We start from the raw sequence: 13,368 nt of genomic DNA on the forward strand, positions 1-13,368 counted from the left end.
CGTGGATCGTGGCGATGTCGTCGCCGCTGCTTCGGGCACAACCGTTGCCGGCTTCATTGGAGAGTCTCCCTGCACTGTCCCCCCTCCGCGCACTACCGTAACACCGAGACACCGGTATGTTGTCCGACGGACAGCATGAAGTCAAAGATGAGCGGGGGGCGTGTCACGGCACTTCCAGGACGAAGGACTGGCTCTCCACAGAGGGCAGGCCGCGCTCGGTCGCCAGGAGGGGAGACAGCTCGTTGGGGACGCGCCAGGTCTGGCCGGTGAACTGGACGAGCGTGAGAGCGTAGCGGCCGCGAGGTACGGACTGGAGCTGCGCCGGGGCACGCGGATTCCGCGCGTCGAGCGCCCTGGGCAGCACCAGCACTCCCAGTGAAGGCACGGCCACGGGCTCCATGCGCGGGGTACCGTCGGGCTTGCGCAGGGCGTCCATCAGCGTCGGATCAGGCGCCAGCCCCGCGGCGAGCACCACCTGATCCGGCAGCCCGTCGCTGCTGCCGTCGAGCCGGGGGTAGTCCACGCCCTCGGCGTCGAGGAGGCCGTTGCGGTCCAGGTCGTTCTCGTCGGCGAGCCCCGGGCCGTCCACCAGCTTGCGCAGCACCACCCGGGGCCAGAGGTCCGGCTGGCCGTCCCCGTTGGCGTCGTCGGGGACGCCGTTGCCGTCCTCGTCCACGTAGCGCACGAGGAAGACGGGGGAGCGCAGGTCCACCACCCCCTCACGCACCTGGAGGGGCTTCAGCTCCAGCCGCTTGGGGCCCGCTGTCGGGTCGAAGCGGGCCTCGCCCACCACCTGGAAGGCGGGCCGCTCGGGCACGGTGCTCACCGAGTCGCTGAAGCTCACGGTGACGCCGGTGGTGGCCTGGAGGACACCGTCCGGGTCCGTGGCCACCTCCACCACCCGTGGGGCGCGGGTGATGGCGTCCACCGCGGCGCCGCCCACGTCTCCGGCGTTGGGCTCGCCGGTGACGCTGTACCAGGGGATGAAGTCCGGGCCATGGCAGGGCTGCGCGCCCGCGCGGCACGTGTCCGTGTCGATGAAGCCGCGCAGCAGGTAGCGCCCCGGCGCCACCAGGCTGAAGGTGAAGGGCGCGGTGAAGGGACCGGAGGTGCTCGTATCCCCCAGCGACGAGCCGAAGAGCCGCTCGGCGGGGATGACGGTGAAGGACAGCGGGCGACCCGAGCCCTGGGGCGGGGGCGGGCGCTCGGCGTCATAGAGCAGGACGATGGCGTTGCCGCGGGCGCGGCTCTGCACCACCACATTGCCCTCGAGGCGCGAGTGCTGCTGGTTCTGCCGGCGGTCCGCGGTGGGCACCACGGGAGGGGGCTCGCAGCCGGTGGCGAGCACGGACGCGAGGGCCAGGCCCACCAGGGTCTTCTGGCAGGAGGAGCTCATGGGGTCACCGTCAGGATGGCGAGCACGCGGCGCTCGATGCGGTTGCCGAAGGGGTGCTGGGTGTGCGCGGGGCCCAGGTGCGAGCCCACCAGCGCCAACGACACGTGGTCCTTCACCGGCGAGAAGCCCACGCGGGCGTTGATGACGGCGTAGGCCGACAGCGGGTTGGCCAGGGGCGCGATGCGGGTGGGATCCTCCGCCGCGGGCTCTCGCTCCACCCAGGTGGTGGCGGACGTCCACGCCGCGTCCACGCTCAGCTCCAGCGCCGAGCGCGTGCGGTAGGTGACGCCGCCGGACAGCTTGAACTGGGGCGCCTGGCTGCAGGGGCCGCACAGGTCCTCCTCGCCATCGGACGTCATCTGCTGGAAGGCCGCCGTGGCCTTGAGGCCCAGGCCGTCCACGGGAGCCAGCGACACGCCGGCCTCGGCGCCGCGCGCGGTGTAGACGGCCGCCTCGTTCTGGAAGACGGAGCGGCCCAGCAGGTAGGTGCCCGTGGCCGCGTCCCACGAGTCGCCCGCCGGCAGCGGCTGCACGGCGGACAGGTGGATGAGGTCCCTCACGGTGTTCTGGTAGAGGGCCACGTCCCAGTCCATGCCGAGCGCGGGGGCCTCGCCGCGGTAGCCCAGCTCGAAGGCCAGCATGCGCTCGGGCTTCAGGGCTCGGTTGCCCACGGACAGCGCGCTGGCGCCGTTGACGCCCGGGATGGGGACGCGCACGCCCATGTAGCTCTCCAGGAACGTGGGCTCGCGGAAGGCCGAGGCCGCGCTGGCGCGGAAGGCGTGTCCCTCGAAGGGCAGGAAGAGGGCGGACACGCGCGGCGACTGGGCCACGCCCGGCTTGCCTCCGTCGAGCAGCGGGTGCCGGTCCACGCGGTAGGAGGCCACCACGCGGAAGGGCTGGGCCAGGCGCCACTCGTCCTGGATGAAGGCCGCGGCGTGGAACTCCTGTTTCAGCGAGCCCAGGTAGTCCCAGCCCACGCGCTTGAGGCGGCCTTCCACGCCCAGGTTCACCTGGTGCTCACCCAGCAGGTGGAAGCCCCGGCTGTAGAGCACCTCGCCATTGAAGACGTTGGAGGTGACGTGCGTGGCCAGCGAGCGCTGGCCCACGGGCTCGTACTGAGGCCCCGCGTCCACCGACAGGTGGTTCCAGAAGGCCTTCACCTTCACCGGCCCCAGCCCGGCGTCCGCCTTGGCGAAGGCGCTCACCCCGTCCAGGAAGTAGTTGCGCAGCACCCCCAGCGGGTAGATCTCCGTGTAGTAGCGGTTGATGCCGCCGGACAGGCCCAGCTCGGTGCCCGAGTCGAGCTGGTAGACGGTGGCGAGGCTGCCCCGCGCGCTGCGCAGGCCCACGTGCTTCTGGGGATCGCCCACCACCATGTCGGGCCGGTCGTCCGCGAAGTCGCGGCTCCACTTGTCGGCCTGGGAGTACGCCGCCGAGGCGCGGTAGCGCAGGCCCCCCGCGCCGCCGTGGCTCACGAAGCTGCCCCCCGCGGCGTTGCCGTTGCCGGCGGAGGCCTGGAAGCGCGCGCGCGGGCCAGTGCCCGGGGCCCGGGTGATGATGTTCACCACGCCCAGCATGGCGTTGGCGCCGTACAGCGCGCTGCCCGGGCCGCGGATGACCTCGATGCGCTCGATGTCGGCCAGCTCCACGGGCATGGACGACCAGAGCGTCGTGCCCAGGAAGTCCTGGTACTCGCTGCGACCGTCCACCAGCACCAGCACCTTGTTGGAGATGCGCTCGTTGAAGCCGCGCAGCGACACGTTGGCGCTGCCCTGCCCGAGCATCATCACCTCGGCGCCCGGCACGCGGCGCAGCAGCTCCGGCAGCGTGGTGGCACCCGAGAGGCGGATGTCCTCGGCGGTGATGACGCTGGTGGCGTTGGGGGCCTCGAGCGCGGACTGGGCGCGGCGGCTCGCCGTCACCACGCGCTCCTCGTAGGGCACCGCGCCCTCGTCCTCATTGGACGCGGCGGGCACGCCCTGCGGGCCGTCGGCCTGGGGGGTGGACGAGGCGGGCTGCTGCGCGGTCGCGGGCTGCGGCGTGGCGGGCAGGGACTCGGCGCGGGCGATGGCCTTCTCCAGCCGCTCCACCAGCACCGCGAGCGTCTTGGCCGTCTCGGCCCCGGGGGCCGCGGGCATGGGCGGCAGCCCGGACTTCTTCCCCGGCTCGCCCGGCTTCGTCGCCTCGGCCTGCTTCGTCGCCTCGGCGGCCTTCTGCGCCTGCTCCAGGCTCGCCAGCGCGGCCTGCACCGGCGCCGTGTCCGGCGGGTTGGTGGCGAGGTAGCGCTGGTAGTAGTCCACCGCCTCGTTCACCCGGCCCGCGTCCTGGTAGGCGCGGGCGATGTTGTAGAGGACGTTGGGGTGCGGCTTGATGACGTAGGCGGCTTCCAGCTCGGCGATGCCCTGGTCGTACTGCCCCTGGGCAATGAGGCTCATGCCGTTACGAAAATGACGGCGGGCCTCCAGGCGCGCGTCGGCCAGGGCACTCCCCGCGCACAACACCAACGCGAGGGCACCCGCTCGCTTCCAGGCGGTCGGCTTCATCACGAGTCTCAGTAGGGGTCTTCCTTGTACCCGGTGTCCGCGGAGCGCGAGCCGGACTTCTTCTTCAGCTTCTGGTTGAAGTGGACCACCGGGCCCTCGCCCTCGGCGATGGCGGTGAAGCGCTGGTAGCCCTCCATCACGAAGGTGAGGCGGGCACTCGCGCGGCCATCGGTGCCCGGAGGCACCGTGAGCACCACGGGCGTCTCACCCAGCATGCGCCCGTCGTACGTCACCCGGGCGCCGGCGGGCTCGCTGTCGATGATGAACCGGATGGGGGCGGGCTCGCTCTGGGGCGGGGCGGCCACCGTCGGGGCCACGGGCTCGGCGGCGGGCCGCGGCGCCGGGGCCGCCGGCTGCTCGGCGGCGAGCGGCTGGGCGGCGGGGGCGGGCGCCTTCTCCGCGGGGGCGGCCACCGAGGTGGGCGCGGGAGTGGGCAAGGCCTGGGGCGGCGGGGCGCGCAGGGCGATCACCGCGGCCACGCCGAGGCCGAGCAGCAGCGAGCCGGCGAAGAGCGCCAGCGGCAGGGCGCGCCGGTTGGCCGGCTTCGCGGGCTCCTCCACGGCGATGTCCAGCGCCACGGTGCTCGCGCCGCTGGAGGCGGGCGAGGGCAGCGGGCCCGTCTGCGGGCCCGACATGGGGCCGCTGCCGGGGTTGGTGAGGGCCGGCAGGCCACTGGTGATGGAGTTGCGCGGGCTGGAGAAGGCCCCGCTGAAGCCCGCGGACGCGGCGGCGCGGCGGAAGGCCTCCAGCACCTCGTCCATGGACTGGAAGCGTTCCTCGGGGCGCTTGAAGAGGCAGCGCATCACCAGCGCCTCCACCTCCTGCGGCACGCTGTGGTTGGGCCAGAGGGCGGCGAAGGCGGGCGGGGCCTCGTTGAGGTGCTTGAAGATGACGTCGATGCTCTGCGCGGCCTGGAAGGGCGGGCGCCCCATGAGCATCTGGAACATCACCACGCCCAGCGAGTACACGTCGCTGCGCGGGTCGGACACGTTGCGCGCCTGCTCGGGCGCCATGTACTGCGGCGAGCCGAGGATGACGCCGGCCTGGGTGATCTCCGGCTCGCTCTGCCCCCGGTCCGGCAGGAAGGACTTCACCAGGCCGAAGTCCAGCACCTTCACCACGTCATGGTCCTCCTCCTGGTTGAGGACCATGATGTTGGCGGGCTTGAGGTCGCGGTGGATGAGGCCCACCTTGTGGGCCTCGCGCAGCGAGCGCGCCACCTGCGCGCCGATGTTCAGCACGCGCATCCACGGCAGGGGCCCCATCTGCGTGAGGAGCTGCGCGAGGGTCTGCCCCTCGAGGTACTCCATCGCGATGTAGAGGACGCCGTCGTCCGTGCGGCCGTAGTCGATGATGGTGACGGTGTTGGGGTGGCGCAGCTTGGAGGTGACGGCGGCCTCCAGGAAGAAGCGCTTCTGGAAGCCCGGGTCCTTGCCCTCGCTGTACTGGGGGTTGAGGACCTTGAGGGCCACCAACCGATCCAGCGGCGCCTGCACGGCCTTGTACACCCGTCCCATGCCCCCCGAGCCGAGGGCCTCGACGATGCGGAACTTGTCGTTGAGGACCCGCCCGATGAGGGGATCTCCGACGTCGGCTGGTGCGCTCTGGGCCTGGGCGCCGCTTTGAATCATGAGCTCCCCCGCCGCCCGCCGGGTGGGCAGGGCGAAATGTGACCTTTCCCGTATGCTACCATCAGACCATCCAGCGCCGAAAAGTCGGCGGCGGCTGAAACCCCGCGCCGAGAACCCCGACAATACGGCCCTGGCGCGGATTCGTCATGTGTTGGACGGGTTCACCTCCCGCGTCCTTGTCTGACGCACTGCGTTCTACCGGTCTCCCTCCTCGGAGGCCCTTGGATTTGCGCGGTGCGTCAAGACACGCTGAGCGTTCGAGGCGATTGCTCCGTGAGTGTGCTGACGGGCGGGCTGGCGCAGCTCAGGAGCGCACAGGCCCGAGCAGCCCGGCGCGGTCGAGCAGCTCGCGGACGCGCTCGGCCAGGGCGATGTGCTCGGGGTTGCTCGCGGTGAAGCGTTCGGGAGTGAGGATGATGAGCGAGCCCTTGTCCTCCACCCGCTCGATGCGCACCGGGGCGGGCAGTGGAGGCACCGTGCCCCGGCGGCGCGCGAGGTAGGTCACCCAGCCCACCAGCGCGTCCGGATGGGGCTTCGGAATGAGGTCGCGGTGCTTGTGGGACATGGCAACCGCGTCGTCCGGGTCCCACGCCATTGCCATGGCGCGCACCAGACCGGTCAGCACGGGCGCTGTCAGCACCCTCTCAGCGTTCGGCCCCGTGTTGGGCAGATCGAACACGCACACATTACCGACTTCCTCCGCGTAGCCACCGCACGTGATGTAGAAGCCGCAGGCCTCGTCATCATCGCCTTCGCCGTTCCAGCCGCTGATGCGGAAGCCCAGCTCCTCGAACAACTTGTCCTTTCCGCGGCGAAACATTTTTTCCAGATCTGCCTGACGTGTCTCGATACGGCTTTTGAGGGCCTCCTTGCGAGAACGCCCCAGTTTGAACCAGCGCGAGAAGTAGGGATCGATGGGCGAGAGGGCTTGGAAGAAAGCCTCCGCGCGTCGGCCGCACTCTTCCGGGGATTCCTTCCGAAGGCGCCAGTAAGCACCCGCGTAGTAGGTCTCGATCGAACTGCTCGCGTTCATGGGAATACCGGGGTGTGGACCACCTCAATCCCACGCACCTGCGTGCTCTCCAAGAGCTTTCGGATGGCCTCGGCGGCCTTTGCTTCTGCCACGTGCCACCGAACGGGAACACCCCTTGCGGCTTGCAACTGACGTCGTGCCTGGTCGCGTAGGTTTTGGGCACCCTTGGCGAACCACTTCTGGGGAGCCAGGTTGTCGGTGAACTTGTTGGCATAGCCAAGTCCCTTGGCCTCGAGCAGCACGCCATTCTCGTAGCCGTCGAACCGCACGCCTCGCGTGATGTACGACTCGCCCACGGGGCGACCGGAAATCTGCTCTTGGTAGCACGCCGCGCGCCGGCTCATGGACTCCTTGACCGGGCTCCATTGTCCAGGGCCTTGCGCCTGCGTGGACTGGCCCGTTCCGCCCTGTCCCTGGACCGATGGGTTGGCCATGTGGAGGACGACCGCCGCACCAGGGCCTCCACCCAGGGCGGTGATGGCACGCCCCGCTGGAACGACCACCCGCTGGAGCATCAAGGCGCCATCCGCCGAGAGCGACAGCGCGGGTACCGATAGGAACTCCAGGCCTTGGCCTACCTTGGCGAGGGTCTGCGTAGTGCCAGCAGCGGCGCCATAAGTGGCCAGCACGGTGACGGTCAGCCGGGAGAGCGTGCGGATCTGCTCTCCCCGCGTCATCAACTGGAAGTGCTCAAGGTACTGCGGCGAGTAGAGCACGAGCGCCGCCACGCCCCGGGGCAGTTGCGAGAGCGCCGCGAGGCTGTCTCCTGGATGGAACACCAGTCCGCCCAGCGCCAGCACCGTGTCGCGGAAGGCGTCCTCCGCACCATCCAGGGTGCGGTTGATGATGTCCGCGTCGTTGTACACCTCGGCCAGGGGTGGGCCCGTGCGTACTCGCTGGAGGCCCTCGTCCACCGGGAAGAAGACGCCGCTGCGCCCGTCATAAAAGCGGCCCACCTCGAAGGGGCCCGCCCTCAACGCCCCGTCCTTCAGCGAGACCACTCCTACGCGCTGCTGGGTCTGACCACTCAGCGCCCAGGCCATGCAGCCGTCGGGGCGCAGCACCGCCAGTCCCTCGAAGCGCCGCACGCGTGCACTCAGGGAGGAGCGAGACAGCTCCTCCTCGCCCTCCATGACTTCACGCAGCAGGTACGAGGCCGCCAGACGCGGGCCGAAGCGGGCCAGCGTGACGGGCCTGGCGAGCAGCGCGTCGTACAGCTCCGCCGCGTCCTCGGGCGTGAGGTCTGCTTCGTGTGAGGCCAGCAGGTGTGAATCACCCAGCCCGGCCCAGAGGAGCAGCGCCTCGAAGGCGTCCAACTCCACCAGCCCGCCTTGCACCAGCTGGAGCGGCACGGGGGTCGGGCCACCGCCTCCCGCATCCAGCGGCGCGTTGCGCTCGTGCGTCGCCTCACGTGCCATTGGCGGGGCGAGGTGGCGGGCTCGGTGTCCTGGCCGCAGAGACCCTGGAGGCGGCCTGCCCGTGGCGCAACCCGTGAGCAGCGCGAGGAGGGTCAGGGCCAGGATGCTCGGACGATGCCAACGCGCGGGTTGAGGGGCGCGAGCCTCGGTGGAACGAAGCGACATGCCGCACCTCCCTTGGGGCCGACATGCTCCAGGCTACAGCTTCCCCCTGACATTCCTCCCGCTCCGGGGTGGAGCCCCTCGTGAGGCGCTACTTGCTCTTGCGCGCCCGGGCCGCCTTGGCCTTCTCCAGCTTTTCAGCGCGGGCCGCCTTGGCCTTTTCCAGTTTCTCAGCGCGGGCCGCCTTGGCCTTCTCGAGCTTCTCCGCGAAGGCCGCCTTGGCCGCCTCGCGCTTGGCCTTGGCCTTCTCCAGCTTCTCCCTGAACGCCTCCTGCTTCACCTTGGCCTTCTCCAGCTTCACCACCACGCTCTGGAGCGAGCCCGCCTTCTTCTTGCACCCGGCGGCGGCGACCTTGAGCACGATCGGGCGGCCCTTCACTTGGAGGGGACCCTTCGCGAGCTCGGGCAGCTCGGCGAGCAGCTTCTCCGCCGCCTCGCCACAGCGGACGAAGCGCTCGCGCACGTCCGTGTACAGCGAGAGCCGTGCCTCCAGGTCGCGCTCCTGCCTCGCCTTCTTCTCCAGCGCGGCGGCCTCCTGGCTGTCGCCGTACGGCCCCGAGACAAACTCAATCACCCGCTGCGCTACCCGCAGCCGTGCTTCCGCCTGCTCCAGGCGACGCTCGGTGCTTCGCGTGGAGGCCGCGTAGTCCTCGTTCTTCGCCTCGAGCTCCTTGCCCGCCTTCAGCCGCTCCCGGGTGCGCTGGATGGCCTCGCGCACCGCGTCCACCTGCGCGCGGCCCGCGTCCTTCTCCTCGAGCCCGTCGAGCGCCGTGGAGACCTCGGCCATCGCCTGCACGACGTCGTCCCGCTGCTTCTCCACGGCGGCCTCGAGCCGCTTGCGCTCCTCGTCCTCTCGGGCCGTGCGCTCCCGCCGTGCGCGCTCCTCGCGAACCTTGGGAACGAGCGCCTGGAGCTCCGCGAGCTGCGAGCGGCACATCTCGGCCTCGGGAGAGAGGTCGACATCCGGGTGCGCGAGGACCTCCTTCGCCTCCGCGAGGAGGGGCTCGGCGCGTTCCGGTTTCTGGTTGCGCAGCTCCCGCTCGGCCTCGTTGAGCAGCAGGGTGGCTTCGTCGGTCCGCCTGTCGCCGTAGGCCTGGCGTTGCTGCTTGGTGCGCGGGCCGCAGGCGCTCACCGCCACCGCGAGCAGGAGAACGGTCACCCAGGTTCGAGAGGTCGTGCGTGCTGGAGTCATGTGGGTCGCCATCCACCCCGGGACGGGGCAGGGGAGAGCATGGTCCGAACGCCCCACCGGAGGGAAGCCCACCCTACACTGCGGTCCATGACCGACCGATTGAAGGCCCTGCTCTCCTCCGCGCCGCGCTACCCCCAGCGCATCGTCTGCATGACGGAGGAGACGACCGAGACGCTCTACCGCATCGGCGCCGGGGAGCTCGTGGTGGGCGTCTCCGGCTTCACCGTGCGCCCCCCCGAGGCGCGCAAGAAGCCGCGCGTCAGCTCCTTCCTGGACGCCAACTTCGAGCGCATCCTCGAGTTGAAGCCGGACCTGGTGCTGGGCTTCTCGGACCTGCAGGCGGACCTGGGCCGCGAGCTGTGCAAGCGCGGGGTGCCCGTGGTGCTCTTCAACCAGCGCTCGCTCGCGGAGATCTTGCAGACGGTCCGCGTGGTGGGTGCGCTGGTGGGGCGGGCCGAGGCCGCGGAGAAGCTGGCCGACGCGCTGCAGTCCAACCTCGCGCGGCACGCCGAGGCGGCGGAGCGGCTGCCACGCCGGCCCCGCATCTTCTTCGAGGAGTGGCACGAGCCGCTCATCTCCGGCATCCGTTGGTGCTCGGAGCTGGTGGAGCTGGTGGGCGGCGAGGATGTGTGCCGCGAGTCGCGCGAGCACCAGGGCGCCAAGGGCCGCATCTTCGAGCCGGCCGAGGTGGCCCGGAGAGATCCCGAGGGCGTCATCGCGAGCTGGTGCGGCCGCAAGGCGAAGCGCGAGAAGATCGTCTCACGGCCGGGCTGGGAGCGGGTGCGCGCGGTGGTGGACGACCAGCTCTACGAGGTGAAGAGCACGTTCATCCTCCAGCCGGGGCCAGCGTCGCTGACGGATGGGGTGGAGCAGCTCGCGCGCATCGTGGCGGCCATCGCCCGGGGCGAGAAGCTGCCTTCCCCGCGTCCTGGAGACCTGCGCGCGGCGTGAGACCGTGAACGGCTGGGAAGTGCGGCACTGACTTCCCTGCGATTGTGCGCTAGCTCCATGGCCGGGTTCGGTGAGGAGGATACCTACATGACATTCGGATGGAAGGGCGCGGTGTATGCGCTCGCTCTGGCGTTGTCGCTGTCGTTGGTGGCCTGCGACGAGGAGACGGACGGCGGAGGTGAGGATGGTGGAGTTCCCTCGGTTCCTCCCACCGGGACTCCCCAGCCGCATCCGACCACCGGCCAGAGCTGGACGGTCCTCGTCTACATGGTGGCGGACAACAACCTCGAGCCCTTCGCCCTCCAGGACATCGTCGAGATGGCGCAGGTGGGCTCGGGCCCCAACGTGAACATCGTGGTGCAGGTCGATCGGGCCGAGGGCTACAGCAGCGACCCTCTGGGCTCCATGCCCAACTGGACGACCACCAGGCGCATGCGGGTGATGCCGCAGGCCATCGAGAACCTGGGGGACCTCGGCGAGGTGAACATGGGCTCGCCGCAGACGCTCTCCAACTTCATCGAGTGGGGCGTGAAGAGCTACCCCGCGGATCGCTACGCGCTCGTCTTCTGGGACCATGGTGGGGCGTGGCCTGGGTTCGGGGGTGATGACTCCACCCAGGAGCAGGACGTCCTCTCCATCGCCGAGCTGAAGAGCGGCATCCAGGCGGGCATGCAGGCCGCGGCGCTCAAACAGTTCGCCCTCATCGGCTACGACGCCTGCCTGATGTCCACCGTGGAGGTGGCGCTCGCCATGAAGCCCTTCGGCGAGTACCTGCTCGCCTCCGAGGAGCTGGAGCCGGGCCACGGGTGGGACTACCAGTCGCTGCGCGTGCTCCGCCAGGACCCGAGCAGCTCCCCGCTGGTGTTGGGCAAGGAGCTCATCCGGGGCTTCCAGGCCCAGGCCGTGGCCGAGAAGACGTCGGAGAACATCACCCTGGCGCTCACCGACCTCCACGCGCTCGGTGACCTGGAGAAGGCGATGGAGGCGCTGGCCTCGGTCTATCCCATTGCGGGAGATGCGGCGCTGGCCACCGCCTTCGGACGTGCCCGGACGTCCGCGCTCGAGTTCGGCAAGATGCCGGATCCTTCCCGCTCCCTGCACATGGCGGACCTGGGACACCTGGCCGATCAGCTCGGGGCACTGGCGCCCTCGGCCGCGCAGGCGCGCACCTCCATCCAGGCCGCGCTCGCCAAGGCCGTGGTGGCGAAGACGAGCGGACCGCAGACGGCGATGTCCACCGGCCTGTCCATCTACTTCCCGTCGGCCGCGGCCTATTACAAGCCCGACTACGCGGCCCTGGGCGAGATGGCCTCCTGGCGCGGCCTGCTGACGCGTCTGCTGCAGGGGGGCACCGGGGCCGCTCCCACCTTCGTCGGCGAGGTGGCCGACATCTCGGTGGATGACAGCGACAACATCGTCCTGCGCGGAGCGCTCACGCGCGGCTCGGCCGAGCGCATCACCGCCTCGCGCTTCTACTACGGCTACAGCGACAGCTCGGGCACGCTCGTCCTCCTCGGCGACATGCCCGCCTCCGTGGAAGGAACCTCCGCCAGCGCCTACGTGGAGGCCTCGTGGGCTTACTCCTCCCTGGTCCTGCGGCAGGGGACGAAGAGTGGATATGCCTACCTGAACCTCGACGCCGCGGTCGGTGGGAAGATCGTGGCCACCATGCCCTTCCTCTACTTCGAGTCGCCCTCGGCCGAGGGACAGTTCGCGGTCCGGGTGCTCGTCCTGCAAAACGAATCGCTCGTCCAGGACTCCTACTACTTGCAGTCGGAGGGGGGCTTCGGCGAGCTGTACCCGCTCGCTGACTCGCTGCTCTACCCGCTGGTGCAGGTGGTGGACGGCGAGGGCAATACCTCCTTCGACGTCATCGCGACCGGGGGGTTCGATGCGACCCAGCCCATCGCCCTCGACTTCGAGCCCCTGGCTTCCGGGACGCAGGCCTTCGGCATGCTGACCATCGAGGACCAGACCGGGCAGGGGGACTCGGCCTACAACGTCTGGGCGGTGCCATGAAGAACGGACTGCTGGTGGTGCTGGTGGCGCTCGCGCTCGGGTGCGGGAGCCGGCAGAAGCGTGATGAGGTGGAGTCCGCTCCCGCGGTGGCCTCGACGGAGCCGCAGCGGGTCGAGCAGGCGCCGGCCCCCGAGCCGACGCCGGTGCCCGCGCGTCCGATGCCCGGAGCGAAGCCCGCCGGACTCAAGGGCATCCTGCTGCCTCCGGACATGCCGGGGCAGGCGCGCGTGGCGCTCCAGGGATGCCTCGCCCAGCCCGAGGGCTCCGAGACGCTCGGAACCACCTTCCCGGTGGCGCCTCCGTCTCGCGGCCCGGCGAAGCCCGCCGTGGAGGTGAGCGCGCTCGGGAGCGGTGCCCTCGTGGTGCACCAGCTGGAGCACGGCTGCTGCCTGAAGGCCGACGTGAAGTCCTCGCTCGAGGGCCAGGTGGTGACGCTGACGGAGACGCTCTCTGGGGAGACCTGCCGCTGCCGCTGCGGCTCCACCGTGCGCGCCGCCATCGGCCTCGAGTCGGGCGACTACACCCTCCGGGTCATCACCGTGGAGGGGGGCCACTCGAAGGTGGCGCACGAGGCGGCGTTGACGGTGCGCTGACCCGCCGTGACGAAGCGGACCGTGGGGCGGGGGCTTCCTGGCTGGAAGTGCCTCGCCCCGGTCCAGCCTCACACCACCATGGGCTGGGTCGCGACGATGGACTCGACCACGACGCGCAAGAAGTCGTCGATGTCCAGCGGCTTGTGGACCAGTCGCACGCCCGCGGGAGGCCGGACCCGTGGATGGGCGGTGATCATCACCGCGCCCATGCCGCGCAGCCGCTCCTCACGTGCCGCCTGCTCCAACATCCACCCGCCATTCTGGCCGGGCAGCATGTAATCGGTGATGACGAGCTGGAAGGACTCCGATCGCAATCGGTCCAGTCCCTCTTCCGCCGAACCGCTACCGGCGACCGAATAACCCTCGCTCTCCAGCAAGTCGGTCAGCCCTTCGCGGATGTCCTCGTTGTCCTCTACCAGAAGAATCTTCA

General features: G+C 70.3%; 10 protein-coding genes. 3 read left to right on the forward strand and 7 right to left on the reverse strand.

Going from position 1 to position 13,368, the window contains the following annotated elements:
* Window positions 1-163: 163 nt before the first annotated feature.
* From VF697_RS36650 to VF697_RS36675, 6 genes are all read right to left on the reverse strand, one after another.
* Window positions 164-1,396 (reverse strand): hypothetical protein, encoded by a 1,233-nt coding sequence (locus VF697_RS36650; protein WP_331102477.1) that lies wholly within the window; start codon window positions 1,394-1,396, stop codon window positions 164-166.
* Window positions 1,393-3,939, reverse strand: a complete 2,547-nt coding sequence (locus VF697_RS36655; RefSeq protein WP_331102479.1) for a TonB-dependent receptor domain-containing protein — start codon at window positions 3,937-3,939, stop codon at window positions 1,393-1,395. The genes VF697_RS36650 and VF697_RS36655 overlap by 4 nt, the downstream gene beginning before the upstream one ends.
* Window positions 3,940-3,947: 8 nt before the next feature.
* Entirely contained in the window at window positions 3,948-5,570 is a 1,623-nt protein-coding gene (locus VF697_RS36660) for a serine/threonine-protein kinase (protein WP_331102480.1), read from the reverse strand.
* A gap of 304 nt (window positions 5,571-5,874) precedes the next feature.
* Complete coding sequence (locus VF697_RS36665) at window positions 5,875-6,603, reverse strand: immunity 52 family protein (RefSeq protein WP_331102482.1); 729 nt, start codon at window positions 6,601-6,603, stop codon at window positions 5,875-5,877.
* Window positions 6,600-8,021 (reverse strand): Tox-REase-5 domain-containing protein, encoded by a 1,422-nt coding sequence (locus VF697_RS36670; RefSeq protein WP_331102484.1) that lies wholly within the window; start codon window positions 8,019-8,021, stop codon window positions 6,600-6,602. Before VF697_RS36670 ends, VF697_RS36665 begins: the two co-directional genes overlap by 4 nt.
* Window positions 8,022-8,274: 253 nt before the next feature.
* Window positions 8,275-9,342, reverse strand: coding sequence for a hypothetical protein (locus tag VF697_RS36675; RefSeq protein ID WP_331102486.1), 1,068 nt, complete (start codon window positions 9,340-9,342; stop codon window positions 8,275-8,277).
* Between the two features lie 120 nt (window positions 9,343-9,462).
* Here VF697_RS36675 and VF697_RS36680 point away from each other — a divergent pair, with 120 nt between their 5' ends.
* The 3 genes from VF697_RS36680 (at window position 9,463) to VF697_RS36690 (ending at window position 12,938) form a co-directional block, all read left to right on the forward strand.
* Complete coding sequence (locus VF697_RS36680) at window positions 9,463-10,326, forward strand: cobalamin-binding protein (protein WP_331102488.1); 864 nt, start codon at window positions 9,463-9,465, stop codon at window positions 10,324-10,326.
* Window positions 10,327-10,413: 87 nt separating this feature from the next.
* Entirely contained in the window at window positions 10,414-12,345 is a 1,932-nt protein-coding gene (locus VF697_RS36685) for a clostripain-related cysteine peptidase (RefSeq protein WP_331102490.1), read from the forward strand.
* Window positions 12,342-12,938: a hypothetical protein gene (locus tag VF697_RS36690; RefSeq protein WP_331102492.1), complete on the forward strand. Its 597-nt coding sequence runs from the start codon at window positions 12,342-12,344 to the stop codon at window positions 12,936-12,938. The genes VF697_RS36685 and VF697_RS36690 overlap by 4 nt, the downstream gene beginning before the upstream one ends.
* Window positions 12,939-13,006: 68 nt before the next feature.
* Here the strand turns inward: VF697_RS36690 and VF697_RS36695 are convergent.
* The coding region (locus tag VF697_RS36695) for a response regulator (RefSeq protein ID WP_331102493.1) at window positions 13,007-13,368 on the reverse strand (362 nt) is incomplete at its 5' end.

This window comes from Archangium sp., from assembly GCF_036388035.1.
Classification (GTDB): domain Bacteria; phylum Myxococcota; class Myxococcia; order Myxococcales; family Myxococcaceae; genus Archangium.